Consider the following 23,345-nt stretch of genomic DNA (forward strand, 5'->3'; position numbering starts at 1 on the left):
AGCGGTACACGGCCAGTACCAGATTGTTGGCAACCAGCGAGTCGGCGGTGGAGAAGAAGCCCAGGTTGCGCATCACGATGCGGCGTTCGTCGTCAGTCAGGCCTTCCGGGTTTTTCCAGAGGGCGATATCGGCGGTCATGTTGACTTCTTGCGGCATCCAGTGGTTTGCGCAGCCGTCGAGGTACTTCTGCCAGGCCCAGTCGTATTTGAACGGCACGAGCTGGTTAAGGTCGGCACGGCAGTTGATCATCATCTTTTCATCAACGGCGACACGGGCGCTGGCGCCTTCGAGTTCGGCCAGACCTTCAGCCACATCCAGCGTGTTCAGGGCCGACTTGGCGCGGATGATGGCGGGCGTATCGTCGGCTGTGACCTGACGTGCCTTCATAGCCTCCTGATCGCCAACGCTATTGAGTGCATCCAGCGCGGTGGAAACGGGTTGCACCGCAGGTGTGCCAAGGTCTTCGGTATCAGAACTGTCCCAATTCAACATAGGGGTTTCCTTTTGGGGAGGCGGATTTCGGCCACGAGCTGTGGTTGTCAAATAGTGTGGGCTAAATGAAAAAACACATCATGTAGTGTTTCTGTTTATTTGTTGGCACACCATATAGTCGAAGGTGTGAAGGGTCAACCTGAAATCTCCTGGCGGCCTACACGCTGGAATAGGTGAATCTGATAGCCTTTGGCGACTTTCCCCTTGCGCAGGCCCGTCATGGACTATTTCGCAGCGCTGAGTGCTTTTGTCGAAGCAGCACAGGCCAATAATTTTTCCCGGGCAGCCGAAAAACTGTCGATCAAAGCCTCGACGGTTTCGCGGTATATCAAGGACCTTGAGCAGGATCTGGGCATTGCCTTGTTCAATCGTTCCACCCGCACCTTGCGCCTGACCGAAGGCGGAGAGACATTCCTGCAACATGCAGTGTGCGTACTCGACGCGCTGGATCACGCCAAACAGGCAACGTCTTCGCTTAATCAGCACCCGCGCGGCCTGTTGAAACTGAATGTTCCCCCCGCATTCGCCCGTCAGCACATTCTGCCGTTACTTGGCGAATTCATGTCGCGACACCCCGAGGTCCGGCTGGAACTGACACTGGACGATCATCACGTAAGCCTGATCAATGCCGGTGTCGATCTGGCCGTGCGTATTGGCGTCTTGCCCGACTCCAGCCTAAAGGCGCGCAAACTGGCCAGCGAGCGGACATTGGTGTGTGTCAGTGCGGCCTATGCACAGCAACACCCGGCCCCGGCAATGCCCCAGGAAGTGAGCGCGGTGTTGCTCAATGGCAACCTGCCGGAGGAGGTTTTTTTTGTGCCGGCTTTCGGGCATACCCACGCGGTCGAACGCGTGCCCGTGGCGGGGCCTTTGCGGATCAATGACCTGGACGCGCAATTGCTCGCGGTGGAGCAAGGGCTCGGCGTGGCGTGTTTACCGGACTGGCTGGTGGCCCGGAAACTGGCGTCCGGGGCCTTGGTGCAATGGCTACCGCAGTGGCAAGTGCAAGCCACCCACGTGCCTGCATCGCTGTGGCTGGTGTACCCACCCAAGCGCACCGTGTCTTCCAAGGTTCGCTGTTTCATCGACTTTATGGTCGAGCGGGTGGGCAGTCCGGCGTATTGGCAGCCGTGAGGTTCAACTGAAGCGGATATCCAGTGCCCGCAGGTAGGTTTGCAAACCTGCGTCCTGGATCGGAATCAGAAACGCCTCACTGTCCGACTCATTGAAATGCGCATGCCAGTAGCCTGGCGGCGTGACAAACGCCAGCCCCGGTGCCCAGTCGACCCGGGTCGGATTGCGGATCTGACCGGTCTCGTCAATGTCCGTGCCTACCAAGGTGTAACACCCTGACGGGCAGTCAATGATGAAGTCCAGAGCAATGGATTGGTGGCGGTGGGGTTTCTGTACAGAACCAGCAGGCAAAATCCCGTACATCGCCCACAACACGTGGGTCACTGTGCGTGTTTGGGGGAAATGCCGGTTGCCCAGCAGGATACTGATACGGCTGCGGTCCTGAGCCCTCGGGTCATCGGCAGCTTCGCGCAGTTTGGCGTTGGCTTTATGGGCCGGGTACAGCGTGGCGCTGAATTGCTGTTGGGTGGGGGTAACACCCAGATAGCGCAACAGCGGCTCATCGTGGACGTAGTAAAAACGTGCGTCCTCGCTGGCATCCAGCTCGACAGCCTCCATTCCCGGGACAGCGATAAAACACCCTTTCTCCCATTCAAACGCCACATCGCCTTGCGCCAACCCACCGCGTCCGGCGATGACATACAACACCTGCGACGTCGCAGTCGGGGACAAGGTCAGACGTTCACCGGCATTGAGCCGGATAAAACTCGCCAGCAGCCCCGGCCCGGTTGCGGGCCCCTCACAGCCCAGCGCCTCACTCAGGTCTAAAGGTATAAGACGGCTAGGGCCCGCGTCGTACAGCGATGATGGAAAGTTCTGATAGGGAATACGCGAAATCAACCCGGCGCTAATCGGATTCGCTGCCTTGCTGTATTCGAAATATTCAGCGTCATGCTCGGCATTCAGCAGATCAACGTGGTGCAGTGGAGCGTTCAGGCTATTCATGCAAACCCCTTCTTCTTGTAAGTGGCCTAACGGGTACAGGTTCAAGCCACTATACGAAGCGAGGGTCCGCTCATTAAGGCCTCAAACGGAACAGCAGTTGTGCCGGGAAGGGGGCAAACGTTTTCTTGCCGGGCGATATACAGATTTAAAATTTCAGAAAATTCCTTCCAAACATCCGAGATGCCTCTAATACAGTGCTCATCCCAGCGCTTGGTTATCGTGGCGGATCGATAGCTCCAGGTCGATGTTCAAGCCTGATGCTTTCAGCAATTGTTTGAATTTCAAGGCAGTCACCGGCTATTGAGTGAGGCGATCTGATGTCCCACGGAACTCCTGCCGTCCCGCACTAGTCAGCACTCAAAGCCCACTCACAAACAGGTGCTGACACTCATGCAAATTTCTCTCACGCAACAGGTGGCGCTGGTCACGGGCGGCAGTTCCGGGATTGGCGCGGCCAGTGCCCGGGCGCTGGCGGCAGCCGGTGCCGCGGTGGTGGTGCATTACAACGCGCAGGCGCAACCCGCACAGGCGCTGGCGGCCGAGATCAATGCGGGCGGAGGCAGGGCGATTGCCCTTGGCGGGGATGTGTCGAAAGAGGCGGATGTCGAGCGTTTGTTCGAGCAGACACTGGAGACGTTCGGGTATCTGGACATTCTGCTGGCCAATTCCGGCATTCAGCAGGATGCCCCGGCAGCCGAGATGACCCTGGAGCAATGGAACGCCGTCATCGGTGTCAACCTGACCGGGCAGTTTCTGTGCGCACGGTCAGCGCTGCGCATCTTCAACCGTCAGGGCATTCGTGAAGGGGTGTCGCGGGCGGCGGGCAAGATTATTCACATGAGTTCGGTGCATCAGGTGATTCCGTGGGCCGGGCATGTGAATTACGCGACCTCCAAAGGCGGGCTGGACATGTTGATGCGCAGCCTGGCGCAAGAAGTCAGCCATCAGAAAATCCGTATCAATAGTATTGCGCCGGGTGCGATCCGCACGGCCATCAACAGTGATGTCACCGAAGGTGAAGCGGAACAGGCCCTTCTGACGTTGATCCCGTACGGTCGCGTGGGCGAGGCCGAAGATGTGGCCAACGCCGTGGTATGGCTGGCCAGCGATGTGTCCGACTACGTGGTGGGCAGCACGTTGTTTATTGATGGCGGCATGAGCCTTTATCCGGAGTTCCGCGGCAATGGTTAAACCCGATACCGAAACTCAACGTCACATCGAAGCTCATGGCATCATCGGCGACATGCGCACCGCAGCGTTGGTGAATGACACAGGCAGTGTGGATTTTTTCTGCTGGCCGGAGTTCGACAGTCCTTCAATCTTCTGCGCGTTGCTCGACAGCCCCGAGGCCGGCATCTTTCAGTTGGCACCGCACATGCCGGACGCCCGGCGTGAACAAATCTACCTACCTGACACCAATGTTCTGCAAACCCGCTGGCTGAGCGCGCAAGCGGTGGTGGAAGTCACGGATCTATTACCCGTCAGTGATTCTGCTGAGGCGTTGCCGGTCCTGATGCGTCGAGTGCGGGTGGTCAGTGGCCGGGCGGCCTTTACCGCGCGCTGCGCGGTGCGTCATGACTACGCCCGGGCCGACACGCAAGCCCGGGCGCAAGGCGCGGATGTGTATTTTGAGGCGTCTGGCCAACCGTCGTTGCGTCTGGTTGCCAGCCAGCCTTTGACCGTTGAGCATCAGGCGGCGTGCAGTACGTTCATGCTGGAGCAGGGGCAGACTGCGGAGTTTATCCTCGGCGCAGCTCAAGACCCGCGCGTCCATCTGGGCAGCAGCGAGCTGGCGCTGCAGCACACGGTGCAGTTTTGGCGGCAGTGGCTTGCGCAATCGACTTACCGCGGACGTTGGCGCGAAATGATCAATCGCTCGGCATTGGCGCTCAAACTCCTGACCTCGCGCAAAGAGGGGGCAATTATTGCGGCCGCCACCTTTGGCCTGCCCGAAACCCGCGGCGGTGAACGCAATTGGGACTACCGCTACACGTGGATTCGCGACGCTTCCTTCACGGTTTACGCTTTTGTCCGACTCGGTTTTGTCGAAGAGGCCAACAGTTTCATGCGTTGGTTGCGCAGTCGTGTTGGCGATTGCTGCGATCAGCCGCTCAAACTCAACATCATGTATGGCATCGACGGTCGCCGTGAACTGCCGGAACGTGAGCTGGATCACCTGGCCGGCCACGGCGGCGCCACCCCCGTGCGCGTGGGCAATGGCGCGGTGGATCAAGTGCAGTTGGACATCTATGGCGAGCTGCTGGATGCGGTGTATTTGACCAACAAATACGGCGAGGCCATCAGCCATGAAGGCTGGCAGCACGTGACTCGCCTTGTTGATGAGGTGTGTGAGGTTTGGGATCAAAAAGATGTGGGCATTTGGGAAATGCGCGGCGAGAAGCATCACTTCCTGCATTCGCGGCTGATGTGCTGGGTGGCGCTGGACCGTGCCATCCGCCTGGCGTCAAAGCGTTCGCTGCCTGCCCCCTTTGAGCGTTGGAACGCTGCGCGTCAGGCCATTCACGCGGATATCTGGGACAACTTCTGGAACGCAGAACGCGGGCATTTCGTGCAATACAAAGGCGGCACGGCGCTCGACGGTTCCATGTTGTTGATGCCGCTGGTGCGTTTTGTCGGCGCCACAGATCCGCGCTGGTTGGCGACCTTGCAGGCGATTGAACGCACGTTGGTGCGCGATGGCATGGTGTACCGCTACCTGAATGAGGAAGAGGGCATGGACGGCCTTGAAGGCACCGAAGGGGCGTTTGCGGCCTGCTCGTTCTGGTACGTGGAATGTCTGGCGCGAGCCGGACAGGTAGAAAAGGCGCACCTGGAGTTCGAACAGCTGCTGCGTTACGCCAACCCCCTGGGCTTGTATGCCGAAGAGTTCGATTGCCATGCCAGGCATCTGGGCAACACGCCCCAGGCGCTGACCCATCTGGCGTTGATCAGCGCCGCCAGCTTTCTGGACCGCAAACTGGACCATCAGAAAACCCAGTGGCAACCCTGAATGCAAAAGCCCCGACGCAGGTGTGTCGGGGCTTTTTGGGTGCTGCCGGTAACGCTTAGAACGTGTACTTGGTGGTCAGCATCAGGCTGCGCGGCTCACCGTAATAGGTGGTGTTGAAGTTGCCCAGACCGGTGAGGTACTTCTTGTCGAACACGTTGTTGGCGTTGAGGTTGAACGTCAGGTGCTCGTTGTACTCGTAACGGGTCATCAGGTTGACCAGGGCGTAGCTGTGCTGCTCGATGATGTCGTAGTCGCCTTTGGCATCGTTATAGATCTTGCCGTAGAACGGGCTTTGCCAGTTCACGCCGCCCCCGACGGTGACTTTGTTCAACAGGCCCGGCAGGCGGTAGGTGGTGAACAGCTTGGCCACGTTTTCGGGTTTGGTGGTTTCCAGCGGATAGCCGTACACACGTTCGCCGTCGTCCGAGCGGGTCTGGGCGTAGGTGTAACCGGCGCTGATGTTCCAATCCGGCATGATTTCACCGCTCAGTTCGAACTCCACCCCTTTGGTGGTCGCACCGTCGAGCGATTCAAAAATGCCTTCGTTGGTATTAGGGTTGGTGCCAATCTGGATCGGCAGTTTCTTCTGCTCGGTACGGAACGCGGCAATGCTGGCGTTCAGCCGGCCATCGAAATATTCGCTTTTGAGGCCGATTTCGTAGCTGTTGCCCTCAGTCGGCGCCAAGGTGGTGCCCGAAGCGCTTCTATTGGTGACCGGTTTGTAAATCGAGGTGTAGCTGGCGTAGACCGAATAGGTGTCGTTGATGTCATACACGGCACCGGCGTAAGGCGTCACACGGCCATGCTGCTTGGACGTGGTTTTGTTGTCCTCAAAGGTGGGCGGTGCTTGTACGTAATATTTGTAGGTGCTGTTGTACTGGAAATCGCTGACACGGCTGCCAAGGATCAACGACAGGTCGTCAGTCGGTTTAAAACGTGCGGCGATGTAAGCGCTGTTCTGGTTTTGGTTGGTCTCGTACTTGCCGTTTTTCGGGAAGTCCGGCTTCGGGTATTTGCCCTTCCAGTCGAAAATACTGCCCGGGACATTTTCGATCAGGCTGCCGTCAAAGGTCGCGCCGGTTTGGCGTGACTCTTGGGAGGTATAGCCCACGACCAGCTCATGCTCGCGCCCGAACAGGCTGAACGGCCCGGTGGCGTTGAGATCGAAGGTGTTCTGGACGCGATGACCCTCCCACTTGCCCCAATAGAAGAACATGCCTTCGCCCGTGACCGGATTGGGCATGCCGCCACTGGCCGAGCCCAACTGGGTGTCGTGATCGTTAACCTGCTGGTTCAAGGTGCCTTTGATTTTCCAGTCATTGGCGAACCGGTGTTCCAGCGATGCGAACGTGGTGCGCGCCTGCACGTCGCGACGGCTCCAGTCGGTGGCCGGGTTGAACGAGCGGCTGAAATCGGTCTTGGTGTAGTTGGAGAAGTAGTACGGATTACCCGTCCAGGATGAGCCGCGCGGCTTGATGTTCTGGTAGTCCATGCCAAAGGTAAACAGCGTGTCCGGCGTGATATCGGCTTCAAGGATGCCGTAGAACACCTGATTCTTTTTTGAGTAATGGTCAATGTAGGAATCAGCGTCCTGCAACGCGGTGACGAAGCGCCCGCGCACGTTGCCGTCTTCGTTCAACGGTCCGGACACATCGGCTTCAGTGCGGTAGTTGTCCCACGATCCCGCGCTGCCGGTGATCGAAGCCTTGAATTCACGGGTTGGTTTCTTACGGATCAGGTTCACGGTGGCTGAAGGCTCGCCCGAGCCCGACAACAGGCCGGTTGCGCCTTTGACGATGTCGACGCGGTCATACAAGGCCATGTCGACTTTGGTGGCGCCCTCGTCGAAAACGCCGTCGTACATGGAGTTAACACCGTCGTACTGGAAGTTGGTGATGGCGTAACCGCGGGCCGAATACTCCATGCGGTCGCTGTCATACGCCTGGGTCGAAATGCCCGGCGCGTTGCGCAGCACATCGCCAATGCTTTGTGCGCCCTGGTCATCCATGTTCTGGCGGGTGACGACCGTCACAGTCTGTGGCGTTTCCCGAATCGAAAGCGGCAGTTTGGTCGAACTGCTGGTGGCGCCCGTTGTGTAGGAACCTGTGCCTTCGGTGGTCAGGGAATTGCCGATTCCTTGACCGGAGATGGTAGTAGCCCCCAGCTCCAGCCCTTTGCCTTGTGGTGTGCTGAGGATGACGGTATCACCGTTGAGCTGGTAGGACATGCCGCTGCCTTGTAGCAGGGTTTCCAGGGCTTTGACCGGTTCCAGTGAGCCGGACACGGCATGCGATTTGATCCCTTGAACCTGATCGGCGCTGTACAGGATCTGCAGGTTGGCCTGCGTGCCCAGTTCGTTCAGCGCGTTGGCCAGCGATTGTGCCGGGATGTTCAAGGCCACCGGGGCCGCTTGAGCAAGGGATGAACCCAGCAGCACCGAGGCTACCAACGCACTGGACAACAGCGTGCGGCGAACGGTCTGGCGCTGGGTAGCGATCGAAAGCGGGGTCCGTCTCAAGTTTGGTCGTTGCATTACGTGCCGAAGCTCCGAAGGAGGGGGTAATTGTCTGTTAATGGGAATAGTTATTAGACGCAGCTCGATTGATAAACCGGAAAGAAGTGCCTGAAAAAAGGTCGATTATTTTTTGGCAGGCACCAACCCCAGTCGGTAGCGGCACGTAAAGGCTTATGGGGCAGGGGGCTTCAAGCGGGTTCCAGCGCCGTGCTGACCTTACCGCTGTCCATGCGCACCAGATGGTCAGCGACGTCGAAATAACGGTCGTCGTGGGAAATGACGATGATGGTCTTGCCCAGCCGCTTCAGGTCCGGCAGCAATTCGGTATAGAAAATCCTGCGGAAGGTCGGGTCCTGATCGGCAGCCCATTCATCGAACACCAAGACCGGGCGCTCTTCGAGCCAGGCGTTCACCAGCGCCAGGCGCTTGCGCTGGCCCGTCGACAGGTCGGTGGTGCTGAACTGCCCGCCATTGATGCTGACCTTGTGCGATATTTCGAGGCGCTTGAGGTATTGCTCGGCATCCTGCGGGATGTTCATGTCGCCCTGCACCACGTCGTCGAACAGGTAATAATCGGCAAAAATCGTCGTAAACAGCTGCCGATAATCGTCGCGGCTGTGTGCCGTCACGGCTTGCCCGTTGAGACGGATTTCGCCCTGTTGGGGGGCATACAGGCCCAGCAACAATTTGATCAGGGTGGTTTTGCCACACCCGTTTTCACCGACGATGAACACAATGTCGCCCGCATTGATCTTTAGGTTGACCGGCCCCAGACGAAACGGCGCGCTGCCGTCTACAGGCGCGAAGCTGTAGCTCACATCCACCAGTTCAAGGCAGTTAACGGTGTTGTCCTGTGCAGCAGGTTCACTGAGCAGCAGGTGCGGTTCGGGGGAATTGAACTGCTCGGAGAGGTCTGCAATGCGGCGCAAGGCAATTTGCGCGCGACTGATGATTGGCAGGGTGCTGATCATGTGCTCCAGCGGGCCTTTCATGTACAGCAGCACCAGTACAAAACCGCTGATTACGCCGGGGTTGGTGCTGGGCCATAACGACTGCATGGCGAGCGCCAGGCCAATGACCACAAAGAACAACATCGAACCCAGGCTCTTGGCGATCACGAAGGTGTTGATCGAACGCACTTGTATGTCACAGATTTTCTGCGCGGTGCGCTGGATGCCCGAGACGAACATGCGTTGGCGGCGCGCACGGTGAATGCGCAGCTCCTTGGCGCCTTCTGCAATGGCGTTGTAGTGCTTTTGCAAATCGTCTTCGGCTTCGCGGGCTTCATTGAAACCGTTCAGGCCGTGGCCGCGCGCGATGTACTGAATCACCGTGCCGATGACGATGGCCACCAGCATCATCAGGAACATCGGCCACGAGAGCATGGCCAGATAGCCCATGCAGCCCAGTGTTACTGTCAGGGAAATCGCCAGTGGCGCGAAGGCAAAAGCGAAGTCGCTGATGGTGTCGACGTCATGGGTCAGGACGGGAATCAGGCGATGGCTGCGATAGCGCTCGATCTGCGAGATGGGCGCTGACAGGACTTTTTCCCCCAGCTCTTTGCGCAGCCGGGCGATGATGTGCTGGCCAACATAGTTGCTGCCGATGTCTGAACAAATGGTGCTGATGAGCGCCAGTAGGCAGAGCCCGGCAAACAGAGCAACCACCTGATGGGTGAGGCCGCCCTCGGCGTGCAAGGCACTGTTGATGGTGGCCAACAACACCGTGACGCTCAGGCCGCCCACCATGCCGAGCAGGACGGACAGGCTGACAATGAGCCGGAACGGCTTGAGCAGGTGGAGCAGTTCTCGAAAAACCCCGGGGGTGGGGCGTGGCGTGGCGGGCTGGCTCATAAACAAAAGTTCCTTGAATCACGGGAAGGACAGTCTTTTGTGAACGAGTGATTAGGCCGGGGATTTAGCAGGCGTCACGCCGGGGTTGTCGCTGTCGAGGGGCGAGGCTGCGAATTCTTGCGCAGCCTCGTGTAGACGCTAAAGCGCGCGCTGTACCCGGAAACCTACCCAGTCCCCCCGCGTCTGCGGGTAGATGTCATTGCGGTTGCCCGAACGGGAGAATACCGGCGCTTCGCCCCAGTCGTTGCCGCGAATCTGGCGCAGTTCGCAGGTGCTGTCCGTCACCCAGGCGCTGCCGTCAGTGGGAGCGCCCACGTAGTCGTTGTGTTTGCAGTCTTCGAGCCACTCGTAAACGTTACCGTGCATGTCATACACGCCGAACGCATTGGCCGGGTAACTGCCAACGGGCGAGGTGTAGCTGTAGCCATCGGTCGGGCCATATGTGTTGGCATGTTTGGCGATGCTGTATTCCTTGCCTTCATCCATGGGGAAGGGGAAGGGGCCGCTCGAACCTGCCCGGGCGGCATATTCGCGGGTGGCTTCGCTGACCATGCGATAGGGTTTGCCTGTCTTTTTCGAGAGCCAGCTGACGTAGTGTTTGACATCGTCAAAGTCCATGCACACCGCCGGTTGGCGCGGACCCTGCGGGTAGCGCGGTTTGCTGGCAATGCACGCGCGTCCCGGCCGGTCGTCGCCGTCGGCTATCGTGACCCCGGTGTCCCCGATGTAGGCGTCAAACTCGGCGGCCGTGATCTGAAAGCGGCTAATGGCCAGAGGCTTGCTGAAGGTCACTTTATGCAGCGGGCCTTCATCCGGCTCGCGGCCGACTTCATCGAGCGGGGTGCCCATCATGAAGCTGCCGGTGGGTAACACCACCATTTCGGGGCAGTCCTTGCAATCTTTGAATACAGTACCCGGTTTGGCGGGTTCGTTTGCGTGGGCGAAAGCGGACAGACTGCACAGCATGGCAGCCAGCGAGAGGCGATACAGCGGGTTCAACGTCAACATGGTCAGCACGTTCACTTATTGAGGAGAAACGGGTTTGGCGGCTTTTTGCACGGTGTCCCACACGCGCAGGAAATTTCCGCCCCACAATTTGGCGATGTCGGCTTCCGAGTAGCCGCGTTGCAACAGCTCGGCCGTGACGTTGCGGGTCTCACTGACATCCTTCCAGCCATCGAGTCCGCCGCCATCATTGAAGTCAGAACTGATGCCCACGTGGTCGATACCGATTTTCTTCACGGCGTAATCAATGGCATCGCCGTAATCCTTGAGCGTGGCTTTCGGTTCCGCCTCGAGGATGTCGTAAAGCCCGGCCGCGTACTCACCGAAGCGCTGCTCGGGCCAGACGGTGATAATCGCGTCGCCCGGCATCAGGGCCATTTCCAGGCTGTGCAATGGCGGCAAGTCGAACTGGCCGCGCAGGGTGTTGAGTTTGTCCTGACTGCTCTTGCTCAAGGGGCGCAGGTAGGTGGGGAAGCCGACAATTTGCACCACGCCGCCGCTGTCCTTGATCAGCTGCATTTCTTTGTCGCTGAGGTTGCGCGGGATGTCCACCAGCGCTCGCGGGGCCGAATGCGAGGCCACCATCGGCGTGCGGCTGAGTTGGCTGACTTGCTCCAGCGCCTTGGTCGACATCTGTGACACATCAATAATCACACCCAGATCGTTCAGGCGTCGTACCGCTTGCTTGCCGGTTTCCGACAGGCCGTCGAGGGCATCGGGCGTGTCATTGAAGAAAGGCAGCGGACGCGACGAGTCGGCCCAATCGTTATTGCCCACATAGCTGAAGCCAAACATGCGCATGCCGCGTGCGGCCCACATGTCCAGTTGATTGATGTCGTTACCCAACGGGTAGGCGTTGAGCATGCTGATAAAAATTGCGAATTTTCCTTCGCCGTGCAGGCGTCGGAAGTCATCCGGGGTGTAGGCGATGCCGACTTGGTTGGGGAAATCGCGGACCATGCCGGTGATGATCCGGTAGCGCGCTTGTTGCTCATTGCGCGCTGCCTCGACGAAGCCTGCGGTCGGGCGGTGGGGTGCGTTAGGGCCGTTCCAGATTTCCGGCCAGCCGAACACGGTCAATGCTGCGCCGGATAACCGGCCCTTGGCTGCCTTGGCCAGGTCGAATTGACCGGGACCGTCCTGGTCGGTTTCGTTACCCGCTGTGCCGAATTCCAGTGGCACGGTGATGTGGCTGTCAAACGACAACATGCGGTCCTGAAGCGCGTCGGCTTGCTTGATGATTTCCAGCGGGTAACCAGGATTGCCTCTGTAAAACGTGTCCCACACCAGAAAACCGCCACCGATGGCGGCAGCCAAGGCCAGGGGAAGACCGATCAACAGGGCTGTTTTAGAACGTGATTGAGTCATTGCCATCTCAGTAGAAATCCGCCGTCAAGGGGCAGGCGCGCGGCCTTTGCTATCTGGAGAGAACGAGGGGCATGACACGTAATTTAGGCAGGGGTGCAGCGATGACTACTACGCTGTATCAGCCGCCCCGCCAGTCGTTCTTCGAGTTGAACCCTCCGCGTGCTGGGTATGTGCATGGGCACGCCCGCGCCCCATCGTCCTCCCAATAGAACGCTAAGGCTCAAAAACGCAGTCTATTGCGCAAAACATATCGACTCTAAGCTGTTGCCACGAATCACGGGAGGTACACGATGAAACAGATTCTTGGCCTATACACAGCGCCGCGTCGTCACTGGGTAGGCGACGGTTTTCCGGTCCGCACGATGTTTTCTTACGATCAGATGGGCAAACACATCAGCCCATTCCTGTTGCTGGATTACGCAGGCCCCGCCGAGTTCACGCCGACTACCCAACGGCGTGGCGTAGGGCAACACCCGCATCGCGGGTTTGAAACTGTCACCATCGTTTACAAGGGCGAAGTCGAACACCGCGATTCCACCGGTAACGGCGGTGTGATCGGCCCCGGTGATGTGCAATGGATGACGGCGGCGTCCGGAATCCTGCATGAAGAGTTCCATTCCCAGGCATTCGCCCGCCGTGGCGGCACCCTGGAAATGGTCCAGTTGTGGGTCAACCTGCCCGCCAAAGACAAGATGGCTGCACCGGGTTATCAGGGCATCCTGGACCGGGACATCCCGGATGTGGCCCTCAAGGACAATGCCGGACACCTGCGTCTGATCGCCGGTGAGTTCGGAGGGCACCGCGGCCCGGCGCACACCTTTACCGACATTCAGGTGTGGGATATTCGGTTGCAAGCGGGCAAGTCGGCTACTTTTGATCTGCACGACGGCCACAACACGGCACTGGTGGTGCTGCAAGGTGCGGTGCAGCTCAATGGCCAGGAGGAGGTGCGTGAAGGCCAGTTGGCGTTGTTTGAACGCGACGGCACTCACGTGCATGTCGCTGCCGATCAGGATGCGGTGTTCCTGATCCTGAGCGGCGAACCCATTGATGAGCCGATCGTGGGCCATGGTCCCTTTGTGATGAACAGCGAGGCCGAGATTCAGCAGGCGTTTGTGGATTTTCAATCGGGCCGTTTTGGTCGCATGCCCGCCTGACCTCATTGTCGTAACGCGTGAAGCCGCACGTTCGGGCCATGAAGGGTCATGGTCCGGGTTCTTGATTCACTCATCAGAGGAATACCCTGTGACAACTTCTTACAAGCGTTTGGACAAGGATAATGCCGCCGTTTTGTTGGTGGATCATCAGGCCGGCCTGCTGTCGTTGGTCAGGGACATCGACCCGGACAAGTTCAAGAACAACGTGCTGGCCCTGGCGGATCTGGCCACGTACTTCAAGTTGCCAACCATTCTGACCACCAGTTTTGAAACAGGCCCCAACGGCCCGCTGGTGCCGGAGCTTAAGGCACAGTTCCCCGATGCGCCCTACATTGCCCGCCCGGGGCAGATCAACGCCTGGGACAACGAAGACTTCGTCAAGGCAGTCAAGGCCACGGGCAAAAAGCAGCTGATCATTGCTGGCGTTGTGACCGAAGTGTGCGTCGCATTTCCGGCACTGTCAGCCCTGGCTGAAGGTTATGAGGTGTTCGTGGTCACGGACGCGTCCGGTACGTTCAACGAAATCACCCGTCACTCGGCCTGGGATCGCATGTCCGCCTCCGGCGCGCAGTTGATGACCTGGTTTGGCCTGGCCTGCGAGCTGCACCGCGACTGGCGTAACGACGTGGAGGGGTTGGGCGCGCTGTTCTCCAATCACATCCCGGACTACCGCAACCTGATTACCAGCTACACCACCTTGACGGCCAGCAAGTAAGCACGCTGGACGCTGACGTTCATGCGTCAGCGTCCTTCATGGTGGCGTCAAACCCGTTCAAAGATCACGGCGATCCCCTGACCACCGCCGATGCACATGGTGGCCAATGCATAGCGACCCTGAATGCGGTGCAGCTCATGGATGGCCTTGGTGGCAATGATCGCACCGGTTGCACCCACCGGGTGACCCAGCGCAATGCCCGAACCATTGGGGTTGACCTTGGCCGGGTCCATGTCCAGTTCTTGCATGACGGCACAGGCTTGAGCCGCGAAGGCGATATTGGCCTCGATCACGTCCATGTCGTTGATGGTTAACCCGGCGCGTTTAAGGGCCAGCCGGGTGGCGGGGACTGGCCCGAGCCCCATCAGTTCAGGCTCCACCCCGGCGTGGGCATACGCCACCAGTCGCGCCATGGGCGTGAGATTGCCCGAAGTCACGGCGCCAGCGCTGGCCAACACCAGCGCGGCGGCGCCATCGTTGAGGCCCGAGGCGTTACCGGCGGTGACGGTGCCATCTTTTTTGAACGCAGGGCGCATGCTGGCCAATTGTTCCAGCGAAGTGGCGCGCGGATGCTCATCGACACTGAACTGCGTGCTGCCTGTGCGGGCATGAATGTCGACCGGGGCTATCTGCCCCTTGAAGTAGCCCTGCGCGATGGCGTGGGCCGCCCGCAGTTGGTCTGCAAGCGCCAATTCATCTTGTAATTGGCGGCTGATGCCATTGCGTTCAGCGACGTTTTCAGCAGTGACGCCCATGTGCATGCCCTGAAACGGGTCGTGCAGCACCCCCAGCATGTAGTCTTGCAACATGCCATTGCCCATGCGTGCCCCCCAGCGTGCAGCGGGCAGCAAATACGGGCCGCGGCTCATGGACTCGACCCCGGCGCCGATGGCAAATTCGGCATCACCGAGCATCAGCGTATGGGCTGCACCAATGACGGCTTGCAAGCCCGACCCGCACAAGCGGTTAACGTTGTAGGCGGGCGTCTCTTTCGGGATACCTGCGCGCATCGCCGCAACCCGCGCGACGTAGGCGTCATGGGGTTCGGTAGGGATCACATTACCCATCACCACATGACCCATGCGCTCGGGATCGACCTGACTGCTGGACAGCGCAGCCGTCACGGCAACGGTGGCGAGGTCGCACAGGGGCACGTCTTTCAGCGCGCCACCGAAGGTGCCAATGGCGGTGCGTCGGGCACTGAGAATAAAGATGTCAGAGGTGTGCATGAAGCGTCCTTATTGTTCTTGTTGATCGATGGGCCCGGATTATTTCACAGCGCCACTGGCTGCGGGCTAGTCCGTTTGAGGGGGAATTCGATAAGTGGCATTGCGTATAGATGGACGATGCGGCATCGCCGTCTACGCTGTCGGTTTCGTGAAGCCTGACCTGCAGGCTTTGCTCTCCCATCCCTATGCAAAGGAAATGCATGCCATGTCTACCGTAGACCGAAATGCGCTGATTGGCGCCTGGAAACTGGTGAGTTTTGTGGAGCGCGATACCGACACCGGCATTGAATCCCACCCGATGGGCACGACCCCGGAAGGCATCATCATGTATACGCCTGACGGGTATATGTCAGCCCAGTTCTGTCCGCCCGGACGCACTAACCTGGCCAGCAATGATCCGTTTGAGGCCAGTGAGCATGAGTACAAGGAGGCGGGTAAAACCTACTTTGCCTACAGCGGCCCCTTCTACGTGGATGAAGCGCGCGGATTGCTGGAGCACGAGATGTTTGTCAGTTTCTTTCCTAACTGGCGAGGGCAACGTCAAGTCCGCACGTGTCGTATTGAAGGTGACATGCTGTACCTGGCGCCTGACGTGCCGGTTAATTTCAACGGCTCGATGAAAATCGCCAATCTGGCTTGGCAACGGGTCAGTCCCAACCTGTAGTGGTTACCCCTGCCGCCGCACGATTCAGGCCTTGAGCAGGGCGCAAAACGCGTTGAGAGGCACCGGACGGCTGTGCAAATACCCCTGATAGATGTGGCAATCCAGGCTCTGTAAAAACTGCAATTGCTGCAGCCGTTCGACGCCTTCGGCTACCACGTTGAGTTTCAGGCTGTGGGCCATCGCCACAATGGCGCGGATAATCTCTGCGTCATTCGGGTCGTTGATGGCATCGCGCACGAATGACTGGTCAATTTTCAGCGTGTCGACCGGCAGGCGCTTGAGGTGCGTCAGCGAAGAGTAACCGGTACCAAAATCGTCCATCGCAAAACTCACGCCCAGGGCCGTGAGTTGACGCATTTTGGCGATGGTGTCGTCCAGGTTCTGGATCACGATACCTTCGGTGATTTCCAGCTTGAGCAGGGTACTGGGCAAGCTGTGGGCCAGCAGGCTGCGTTCTACCCGTTCGACAAAGTTGCTTTGGCGAAATTGACGCGGGCTGATGTTGACGCAGAGGCGGAAAGCGTTGGCATCGATCAGGCCTGCGTTGAGCAGCGAACCCGCATCACGGCAGGCCTGCTCCAGAATCCAGGTGCCCACGTCCAGAATCAATCCGCTGTCTTCGAGGATTTTGATGAACTCGCCCGGCGACTGGGGCCCCAGTTGCGGGTGTTGCCAACGCACCAGCGCTTCGGCGCCGACAATGCGGTTGGTCCGTGCATCGACCTGCGGCTGATAGTGCAGGCTGAATTCGTTGCGTGCCAGGGCGGTGCGCAAATCACTCTCTATGCGCATGCGTTCGCTGGCGGCGGCCTGCATGTCGGGGTGGAACAGTTGCGTGGTGTTGCGCCCCGAATCCTTGGCGCGGTACAGGGCAATGTCGGCGCGTTTGAACAAGTCTGCCGGTTTGGAGCCGTGATCGGGGATCAGCGCGATGCCGATGCTGGGAGTGACTTGCAGGCGTTGACCATCCAGAAACATCGGTTCGGCCAACAATTCACGCAGGGTGTCGGCCGTGGCGCGCACATGCCGGGTGACTTCCTCCAGCGAACCGTGAAGGCCGCTGAGTAGCACCACAAATTCGTCGCCGCCCAGTCGCGCCACGGTGTCTTCGACCCGCACGCTGGCTTCAAGCCGGGCGGTGATGACTTTCAGCACCGCATCGCCCACCGGATGCCCCAGTGAGTCGTTGATGTGTTTGAAGTGGTCAAGGTCGAGGAACAGCAGGGCACCGCGCATGTCATGCCGTGACAGCAAGGCGCTTTGCTGGGTCAGGCGATCCATCAGCAAGGCCCGGTTGGGCAGATTGGTGAGCGGGTCATGATAGGCCAGATGACGCACCTGAGCCTGTGCGGCTTTCAGTTGACTGATGTCACGGGCGATCAGCAGCAGGCAGGCCGTGTCGTTCAGGGTGATGCGCTCGATGGAAATTTCCACGTTGAGCAGATCGCCACGGCGTGAGCGCCCCAAAATTTCACGGTTGCTGATACGGCCTTTTTCTTCCAGCTCGTCCAGTAGCGCCTGACGCAGCGAGCTGTCACCCCAAATGCCCAGTTCGTAAGGGCTGCGGCCCATGACTTCGGCGCTGGTATAACCGGTCAGACGCGTGAAACCGTCGTTGACTTCCAGATAACAGCCCGTGGCGTAGTCGCTGATGGTGATGGCGTCGGGGCTGGCGTGAAAAGCCTTGGCGAATTTCTCCTCGCTGGCTTTAAGCACCGCCTCGGCGCGCTGTTGCTGGGTAATGTCGCGCAAGGTGGCGACAATGCACGTCTGGCCATCCACTTCAATGTGACGACTGGTCAGCACGCAAGTGAGGGCTTCGGTATTTTTATGCCACAGGTTAAGGGTCAGGTTGTTTTGCGCCGGTGCCTGCAAGGCGCTCAATAAGGGTTGCAAGTGCTGCGCCCGGTTATCACCGTTGGCACGCAAATCGTCCATGTCCCAGCCAAAGGTTTGGCTGAAGCTGGCATTGATTTCCATCACTTGCCCGCTGTCGGCCTGCATGACGCAAATCGGGTCGGGACTGGTTTGAAACACGCTGGCAAATTTTTCTTCAGAGGCGACCAAGCGTTGTTCGCGCTCCACTTGCTCAGTGATGTCGAGCAATGTTCCGGCCATGCGCAAGGGTTGGCCGTCATCGCCACGGTACAGGCGTGCGCGGCTTTCCAGGTAGCGCGAGGCGCCACTTTCGAGCTGCACGCGGTAGGTTAATTGATAATTGCCGGCAGGGCCTTCGCGCAGTGAGCGGTAGGCATTGCGCATGTTGTTGCGTTCTTGCGCCGGAACACCCTCGAAAAACGCATCAAATGATTCATTGAACGCCACGGCTTCCAGCCCGTGCAACTGTGCGGCACGGGCCGAGCCATAGAGCTGGCCACTGGGTATGTGCCAGTCCCAGGTACCCAGCTGCGCCGAATCCAGCGCCAAATCCAGACGTTCCTGACTGTCTTTTAGGGCTAACTCGGTTTTTTTGCGCTCGCTCGTGTCGAGAAAGGTGCTGACCAGGTATTCCTCGTTCTCAAGTTCGACCCTCTGTGCGCTGAGGATACCGTCGTGCAACTGGCCATTTCGGCCGCGCAGCTGCACTTCCATCGCCACCGGCGGGTGTTGATTGCGAATGGCTTGGATGAACGTGCTGCGTTGCTGCGGGTCGGGCCATAGCCCCAACTCCAGCGTGGTGCGGCCGATGGCGTGTGTCACCGGCCAGCCCAGCAAGCTTTCAAAACAGTGGTTGGCTTCGCTGATTCGCCCGTCCTCGATACGCACCAGTAGCACCATGTTCGGGGACAGGTGAAACAGGGTCGCAAAACGTTCTTCAGAGCTGTTTAGGGCCTGCTGGCGCTGACGCTGCTGCGTCACTTCGTGCAGGACGCCCATCATGCGCGGCCTGGCCCCGGGTTTTGAGACCAGGCTGCCGCGTATCTCCAGCCAGTGCAATGTTCCGTCCGGCCAACGGATCCGGTGGTGCGTGCTGCGCTCCAACGGGGCGCCTTTTAGCACGGCATCAAACACACGTTGCGCCTTGGGCCAATCGTCGAAGGGCAGCGCCGAGAGCTGATCGAGATGGCTCGGCAAGGCATGCCGGGCAGGCAATCCGAACAGCGCCTGGGAGCCCTCGGACCAACGGATATCGCCGCTTTCCATGTCCCAGCACCAGGCGCTCATGCGCGCCGCCTTCAAGGCAGACAGCAATTGTGGCGTCTGGTGCCAGCTTTGCTCCACGGCTGAGGGGTCGCTGTCTGTCAAGGCGCAAAGTAGGTGCAAAGGGTCAGCGGGTGTTGGCATTGGCTGCAATCCTTGAACAGAGAAAACCACAGTGCGCTCAGGCGTGCGGCGCAGTGTGCCGCGTATCGACCTGGCCATCCAGCAGTGTCATGAAGGCGTGTGCGGCATTCGACAATGTTCGTTCGGTATGTACGATATAGCCTAGCTGGCGTGTCAGCTGTATGCCCGGCAAGCGGATAGATGCCACTTGTTCGTCGAGCATGGTGCGCGGCAATACGCTCCAGGCCAACCCGATGGACACCATCATTTTGATGGTTTCCAGGTAGTTGGTGCTCATGGCGATATTGGGGGTCAACCCTTGCGCCTCGAACAGGCGCTGCACGATGTGGTGGGTAAAGGTGTTACCGCCTGGAAACACCGCCGGGTGGTGGGCGATATCTGCCAGGCTAATCGGCCCCTTGTGGGTGAGCGAGTGCTCAGGCGCAACCACAAAATCCAGGGGGTCATCCCAGACCGGTACAGCGCGTATCAGTGAATGCGGTTCGGGCGCGAGCGTAATAACCGCCAGTTCGGCGCGGCCATGCAGGATTTCTTCGTAGGCCACTTCTGAATCGAGAAACTGAATATCCAGCGCGACCTTGGGGTAAGTGCGGGTGAATTCACGCAGAAGGGGCGGCAAACGGTGTAGGCCAATATGGTGGCTGGTAGCCAGAGTCAGGCGGCCGCTGACTTCTCCGTTGAGGTTGTTCAGCGCGCGCCGGGTGTCGTCCAGCACGTTAAGAATCTGATAGGCGCGAGGCAGGAGGGCACGCCCGGCTTCGGTCAGGCTGACTTCGCGGCCCAGTCGGTCGAACAGCCTGAGCTTGAGTTGTTGCTCAATGCTGGCAATGCGCTTGCTGATCGCCGGCTGGGTCAGGAACAACCGTTCGGCGGCACCTGAAAAGCTGCCGGTTTCTGCAATCGCAATAAAAGCATTGAGATTTGCGAGGTCCATGTTTCGAATTCCCTTTGGTTATCCAAACTATGAAAATTATGAATTTGAGTTATTAACTTTAACGCCATAGGATCGGCCTCACAAGCCAAGTGGTTATTGGCACAGAAAGTAGCTGATGAGGAACCGTGTGATGGCCGGCAAAACGCTCTACGACAAGCTCTGGGATTCGCATTTGGTAAAGCAGCGCGACGACGGTTCGGCGCTGATCTATATCGACCGTCACATCATTCATGAAGTGACCTCGCCGCAAGCGTTCGAAGGCTTGCGTCTGGCAGGGCGCAAGCCTTGGCGTATCGATGCCAATATCGCGACCCCGGACCACAACGTACCGACCACGCCGGAACGCAAGGGCGGGATCGAAGCGATTGCCGATCAAGTCTCCCGTCTGCAAGTGCAAACCCTTGATGACAACTGCGACGAGTACGGCATCACCGAATTCAAGATGAACGACGTGCGTCAGGGCATCGTTCACGTGATCGGCCCTGAGCAGGGCGCCACATTGCCGGGTATGACCGTGGTCTGCGGCGACTCGCACACCTCGACCCATGGCGCGTTCGGCGCCTTGGCGCATGGCATCGGTACGTCCGAGGTTGAGCACGTATTGGCCACCCAGTGCCTCGTTGCCAAAAAGATGAAGAACATGTTGGTGCGGGTTGAAGGCCCCTTGCCATTTGGGGTGACGGCCAAGGACATCGTCCTTGCGGTCATCGGCAAGATCGGCACGGCCGGTGGCAATGGCCACGCCATTGAGTTCGCCGGGAGCGCGATTCGCGACTTGTCCGTTGAAGGCCGTATGACCATTTGCAACATGGCCATTGAGGCGGGCGCCCGCGTCGGTCTGGTGGCGGCCGATGAGAAGACAGTCGAATACGTCAAGGGCCGCCCGTTCGCCCCCAAAGGCGCTGAGTGGGACCTGGCTGTTGAAGCCTGGAAAGCATTGGTGTCTGATGCCGACGCGGCCTTCGACACGGTGGTTGAGCTGGATGCGACTCAGATCAAGCCGCAGGTCAGCTGGGGCACCTCGCCGGAAATGGTGTTGGCTGTGGATCAGAACGTGCCCGATCCGGCGCAGGAAGCCGATCTGGTCAAGCGCGGTTCAATAGAGCGCGCGTTGAAATACATGGGGTTGAACGCCAACCAGGCCATCACGGATATCCAGCTGGACCGTGTGTTCATCGGTTCGTGCACCAACTCACGTATTGAAGACTTGCGTGCGGCAGCCGTGATCGCCAAAGGCCGCAAGGTGGCCTCGACCATCAAGCAGGCGATTGTCGTGCCGGGCTCGGGCCTGGTGAAGGCTCAAGCGGAAGCGGAAGGGCTCGATAAAATTTTCCTGGAGGCGGGTTTTGAGTGGCGTGAGCCGGGGTGCTCGATGTGTCTGGCGATGAACCCTGACCGCCTTGAGTCGGGCGAGCATTGCGCTTCGACCTCCAACCGCAACTTCGAAGGACGTCAGGGCGCTGGTGGCCGCACCCATCTGGTGAGCCCGGCGATGGCCGCTGCCGCGGCGGTAAACGGTCGTTTCATCGACGTCCGCGAATTGATTTAAGGAGCGCAGCATGAAAGCTTTTACCCAGCATACCGGTCTTGTCGCGCCTCTGGACCGTGCCAACGTGGACACGGATCAGATCATTCCCAAGCAGTTTTTGAAATCCATCAAGCGCACGGGGTTCGGCCCGAATCTGTTTGATGAGTGGCGTTATCTGGACGTGGGCCAGCCGTATCAGGACAACACCAAGCGCCCGCTGAACAAAGATTTCGTGCTCAATGCCCAGCGCTACCAGGGGGCGAGCGTGTTGTTGGCGCGAGAAAACTTTGGCTGTGGCTCAAGCCGTGAGCACGCGCCCTGGGCGCTGGAAGAATATGGCTTTCGTAGCATCATTGCGCCGAGTTATGCCGACATTTTCTTCAATAACAGCTTCAAGAACGGCTTGTTGCCCATCATCCTGAGCGACGCCGAGGTTGACGAACTGTTTGCTCAGGTTGAAGCAACGCCGGGTTATCAACTCAAGATCGACCTTGAGGCGCAGACGGTGACCCGCCCGGACGGCAAGGTACTGAGTTTTGAAATCGATGCGTTCCGCAAGCACTGCCTGCTCAACGGCCTGGATGACATCGGTTTGACCTTGCAGGATGGCGATGCCATTGCTGCGTTTGAGAGCACGCATCGCGCCAGCCAGCCGTGGCTGTTTCGCGACTGACTCACTGTTTGAAGTCGCCGCCTTTGTCGGCGACTTCAGGCCCATGACCTGAAGGATGCTCCTATGACCCGCACCGCTCAGCACAGTCAAGTTGTACAGAAACAGTTCGGTGAGCAAGCGTCGGCCTACCTGAACAGCGCTGTTCACGCCCAGGGCGCCGAGTTTGCGCTGCTGCAGGCTGAGTTGACTGGCAAACCTGCGGCGCGGGTGCTGGACCTTGGTTGCGGGGCCGGACACGTCAGTTTTCATGTTGCGGCGCTGGTCGGGGAGGTGGTCGCTTACGACCTGTCGCAGCAGATGCTAGATGTGGTGAGCCGCGCTGCTCTTGAGCGCGATTTGCCGAATATCCGCACCGTGTGTGGTGCCGCTGAACGCTTGCCCTTTGCCGACGGCGAGTTCGATTACGTGCTGAGCCGTTATTCGGCCCATCACTGGAGCGACCTCGGTCAGGCCTTGCGAGAAGTGCGGCGGGTACTCAAACCCGGCGGTGTCGCTGCATTCATTGACGTGATGTCGCCGGGCAGCCCTCTGCTTGACACGTATTTGCAAACGGTTGAAGTGTTGCGCGACACCAGCCATGTGCGCGATTACGCTGCCGGCGAGTGGCTTGAGCAGATCAGCCAGGCGGGGCTGCACACGCGCAGTACGCAGCGTCAGCGTTTGCGATTAGAGTTCGGCTCCTGGATTGCCCGCATGCGCACGCCGGACACCCTCATGCATGCCATTAGCGTGTTGCAACAGTCCATGGGCGCCGAGGTGCGTGAGTATTTCGAAATTGAAAGCGACGGCTCGTTCAGTACCGATGTGCTGGTGCTGTGGTGTGAAAAGTAAACACGG

Annotated in this window: 18 protein-coding genes; 9 read left to right on the top strand and 9 right to left on the bottom strand. The window is 59.1% G+C overall.

Annotated features, from left to right (window positions below; genetic code table 11):
- Positions 1-493 (bottom strand): ribonucleotide-diphosphate reductase subunit beta (locus tag HBN68_RS13405; RefSeq protein ID WP_169964695.1); only part of this gene is annotated, 493 nt, incomplete at its 3' end.
- A gap of 219 nt (positions 494-712) precedes the next feature.
- Between HBN68_RS13405 and HBN68_RS13410 the strand changes: the two genes are divergently transcribed.
- Positions 713-1,627 (top strand): LysR family transcriptional regulator, encoded by a 915-nt coding sequence (locus HBN68_RS13410; protein ID WP_169964697.1) that lies wholly within the window; start codon positions 713-715, stop codon positions 1,625-1,627.
- A 3-nt stretch (positions 1,628-1,630) separates the two neighbouring features.
- Here the strand turns inward: HBN68_RS13410 and HBN68_RS13415 are convergent, their stop codons facing one another.
- Positions 1,631-2,572, bottom strand: coding sequence for a cupin (locus HBN68_RS13415; RefSeq protein ID WP_169964699.1), 942 nt, complete (start codon positions 2,570-2,572; stop codon positions 1,631-1,633).
- 390 nt (positions 2,573-2,962) lie between these two features.
- On the opposite strand from HBN68_RS13415, the gene HBN68_RS13420 reads away from it, so the two are divergent.
- Positions 2,963-3,763: a glucose 1-dehydrogenase gene (locus HBN68_RS13420; protein ID WP_094994898.1), complete on the top strand. Its 801-nt coding sequence runs from the start codon at positions 2,963-2,965 to the stop codon at positions 3,761-3,763.
- Positions 3,756-5,582 (top strand): glycoside hydrolase family 15 protein, encoded by a 1,827-nt coding sequence (locus tag HBN68_RS13425; protein ID WP_169964701.1) that lies wholly within the window; start codon positions 3,756-3,758, stop codon positions 5,580-5,582. Before HBN68_RS13420 ends, HBN68_RS13425 begins: the two co-directional genes overlap by 8 nt.
- Positions 5,583-5,637: 55 nt before the next feature.
- Here the strand turns inward: HBN68_RS13425 and HBN68_RS13430 are convergent, their stop codons facing one another.
- From HBN68_RS13430 to pvdM, 4 genes are all read right to left on the bottom strand, one after another.
- Positions 5,638-8,115, bottom strand: coding sequence for a TonB-dependent siderophore receptor (locus tag HBN68_RS13430; protein ID WP_169964703.1), 2,478 nt, complete (start codon positions 8,113-8,115; stop codon positions 5,638-5,640).
- Positions 8,116-8,285: 170 nt separating this feature from the next.
- On the bottom strand, positions 8,286-9,950 hold the full coding sequence (locus HBN68_RS13435; RefSeq protein ID WP_169964705.1) for a cyclic peptide export ABC transporter: 1,665 nt from the start codon (positions 9,948-9,950) through the stop codon (positions 8,286-8,288).
- Between the two features lie 138 nt (positions 9,951-10,088).
- The gene (locus tag HBN68_RS13440; RefSeq protein ID WP_169964707.1) at positions 10,089-10,958 is read right to left on the bottom strand and encodes a formylglycine-generating enzyme family protein; all 870 of its coding nucleotides are present in this window, start codon (positions 10,956-10,958) and stop codon (positions 10,089-10,091) included.
- A 15-nt stretch (positions 10,959-10,973) separates the two neighbouring features.
- Complete coding sequence (pvdM, locus tag HBN68_RS13445; RefSeq protein WP_094994903.1) at positions 10,974-12,323, bottom strand: pyoverdine-tailoring dipeptidase-like protein PvdM; 1,350 nt, start codon at positions 12,321-12,323, stop codon at positions 10,974-10,976.
- A gap of 290 nt (positions 12,324-12,613) precedes the next feature.
- Between pvdM and HBN68_RS13450 the strand changes: the two genes are divergently transcribed.
- On the top strand, positions 12,614-13,480 hold the full coding sequence (locus HBN68_RS13450) for a pirin family protein (protein WP_094994904.1): 867 nt from the start codon (positions 12,614-12,616) through the stop codon (positions 13,478-13,480).
- Between the two features lie 88 nt (positions 13,481-13,568).
- A complete protein-coding gene (gene ycaC, locus HBN68_RS13455; protein WP_094994905.1) occupies positions 13,569-14,195 on the top strand; it encodes an isochorismate family cysteine hydrolase YcaC in 627 nt (208 codons plus the stop codon).
- A gap of 47 nt (positions 14,196-14,242) precedes the next feature.
- Here the strand turns inward: ycaC and HBN68_RS13460 are convergent, their stop codons facing one another.
- A complete protein-coding gene (locus HBN68_RS13460) occupies positions 14,243-15,424 on the bottom strand; it encodes an acetyl-CoA C-acyltransferase family protein (RefSeq protein WP_169964709.1) in 1,182 nt (393 codons plus the stop codon).
- Between the two features lie 205 nt (positions 15,425-15,629).
- Between HBN68_RS13460 and HBN68_RS13465 the strand changes: the two genes are divergently transcribed.
- Positions 15,630-16,088 carry a lipocalin-like domain-containing protein gene (locus HBN68_RS13465; protein WP_169964711.1) on the top strand — a complete coding sequence of 153 codons (459 nt, stop codon included), beginning with the start codon at positions 15,630-15,632 and terminating at the stop codon, positions 16,086-16,088.
- Positions 16,089-16,112: 24 nt separating this feature from the next.
- Here HBN68_RS13465 and HBN68_RS13470 read toward each other — a convergent pair whose 3' ends face one another.
- Both HBN68_RS13470 and HBN68_RS13475 read right to left on the bottom strand, forming a co-directional pair.
- Positions 16,113-19,373: an EAL domain-containing protein gene (locus tag HBN68_RS13470; RefSeq protein WP_169964713.1), complete on the bottom strand. Its 3,261-nt coding sequence runs from the start codon at positions 19,371-19,373 to the stop codon at positions 16,113-16,115.
- A gap of 37 nt (positions 19,374-19,410) precedes the next feature.
- Positions 19,411-20,307, bottom strand: coding sequence for a LysR family transcriptional regulator (locus HBN68_RS13475; protein ID WP_094994909.1), 897 nt, complete (start codon positions 20,305-20,307; stop codon positions 19,411-19,413).
- 130 nt (positions 20,308-20,437) lie between these two features.
- Here HBN68_RS13475 and leuC point away from each other — a divergent pair, with 130 nt between their 5' ends.
- The 3 genes from leuC (at position 20,438) to HBN68_RS13490 (ending at position 23,339) form a co-directional block, all read left to right on the top strand.
- Positions 20,438-21,856 carry a 3-isopropylmalate dehydratase large subunit gene (gene leuC / locus HBN68_RS13480; protein WP_094994910.1) on the top strand — a complete coding sequence of 473 codons (1,419 nt, stop codon included), beginning with the start codon at positions 20,438-20,440 and terminating at the stop codon, positions 21,854-21,856.
- Between the two features lie 10 nt (positions 21,857-21,866).
- Complete coding sequence (gene leuD / locus HBN68_RS13485) at positions 21,867-22,508, top strand: 3-isopropylmalate dehydratase small subunit (RefSeq protein WP_094994911.1); 642 nt, start codon at positions 21,867-21,869, stop codon at positions 22,506-22,508.
- A 63-nt stretch (positions 22,509-22,571) separates the two neighbouring features.
- Positions 22,572-23,339, top strand: a complete 768-nt coding sequence (locus HBN68_RS13490; protein WP_169964715.1) for a class I SAM-dependent methyltransferase — start codon at positions 22,572-22,574, stop codon at positions 23,337-23,339.
- The last annotated feature ends 6 nt before the right edge of the window (positions 23,340-23,345 follow it).

Origin of the sequence: Pseudomonas sp. WS 5078 (assembly GCF_012985745.1) — a bacterium.
Lineage (GTDB): Bacteria > Pseudomonadota > Gammaproteobacteria > Pseudomonadales > Pseudomonadaceae > Aquipseudomonas > Aquipseudomonas lundensis_A.

Coding starts and splice junctions, on each gene's coding strand:
- HBN68_RS13410 (WP_169964697.1), top strand. CDS start 713: ATGGACTATTTCGCAGCGCTGAGTGCTTTTGTCGAAGCAGCACAGGCC.
- HBN68_RS13415 (WP_169964699.1), bottom strand. CDS start 2,572: ATGAATAGCCTGAACGCTCCACTGCACCACGTTGATCTGCTGAATGCC.
- HBN68_RS13420 (WP_094994898.1), top strand. CDS start 2,963: ATGCAAATTTCTCTCACGCAACAGGTGGCGCTGGTCACGGGCGGCAGT.
- HBN68_RS13425 (WP_169964701.1), top strand. CDS start 3,756: ATGGTTAAACCCGATACCGAAACTCAACGTCACATCGAAGCTCATGGC.
- HBN68_RS13430 (WP_169964703.1), bottom strand. CDS start 8,115: ATGCAACGACCAAACTTGAGACGGACCCCGCTTTCGATCGCTACCCAG.
- HBN68_RS13435 (WP_169964705.1), bottom strand. CDS start 9,950: ATGAGCCAGCCCGCCACGCCACGCCCCACCCCCGGGGTTTTTCGAGAA.
- HBN68_RS13440 (WP_169964707.1), bottom strand. CDS start 10,958: ATGTTGACGTTGAACCCGCTGTATCGCCTCTCGCTGGCTGCCATGCTG.
- pvdM (WP_094994903.1), bottom strand. CDS start 12,323: ATGACTCAATCACGTTCTAAAACAGCCCTGTTGATCGGTCTTCCCCTG.
- HBN68_RS13450 (WP_094994904.1), top strand. CDS start 12,614: ATGAAACAGATTCTTGGCCTATACACAGCGCCGCGTCGTCACTGGGTA.
- HBN68_RS13460 (WP_169964709.1), bottom strand. CDS start 15,424: ATGCACACCTCTGACATCTTTATTCTCAGTGCCCGACGCACCGCCATT.
- HBN68_RS13465 (WP_169964711.1), top strand. CDS start 15,630: ATGTCTACCGTAGACCGAAATGCGCTGATTGGCGCCTGGAAACTGGTG.
- HBN68_RS13470 (WP_169964713.1), bottom strand. CDS start 19,373: ATGCCAACACCCGCTGACCCTTTGCACCTACTTTGCGCCTTGACAGAC.
- HBN68_RS13475 (WP_094994909.1), bottom strand. CDS start 20,307: ATGGACCTCGCAAATCTCAATGCTTTTATTGCGATTGCAGAAACCGGC.
- leuC (WP_094994910.1), top strand. CDS start 20,438: ATGGCCGGCAAAACGCTCTACGACAAGCTCTGGGATTCGCATTTGGTA.
- leuD (WP_094994911.1), top strand. CDS start 21,867: ATGAAAGCTTTTACCCAGCATACCGGTCTTGTCGCGCCTCTGGACCGT.
- HBN68_RS13490 (WP_169964715.1), top strand. CDS start 22,572: ATGACCCGCACCGCTCAGCACAGTCAAGTTGTACAGAAACAGTTCGGT.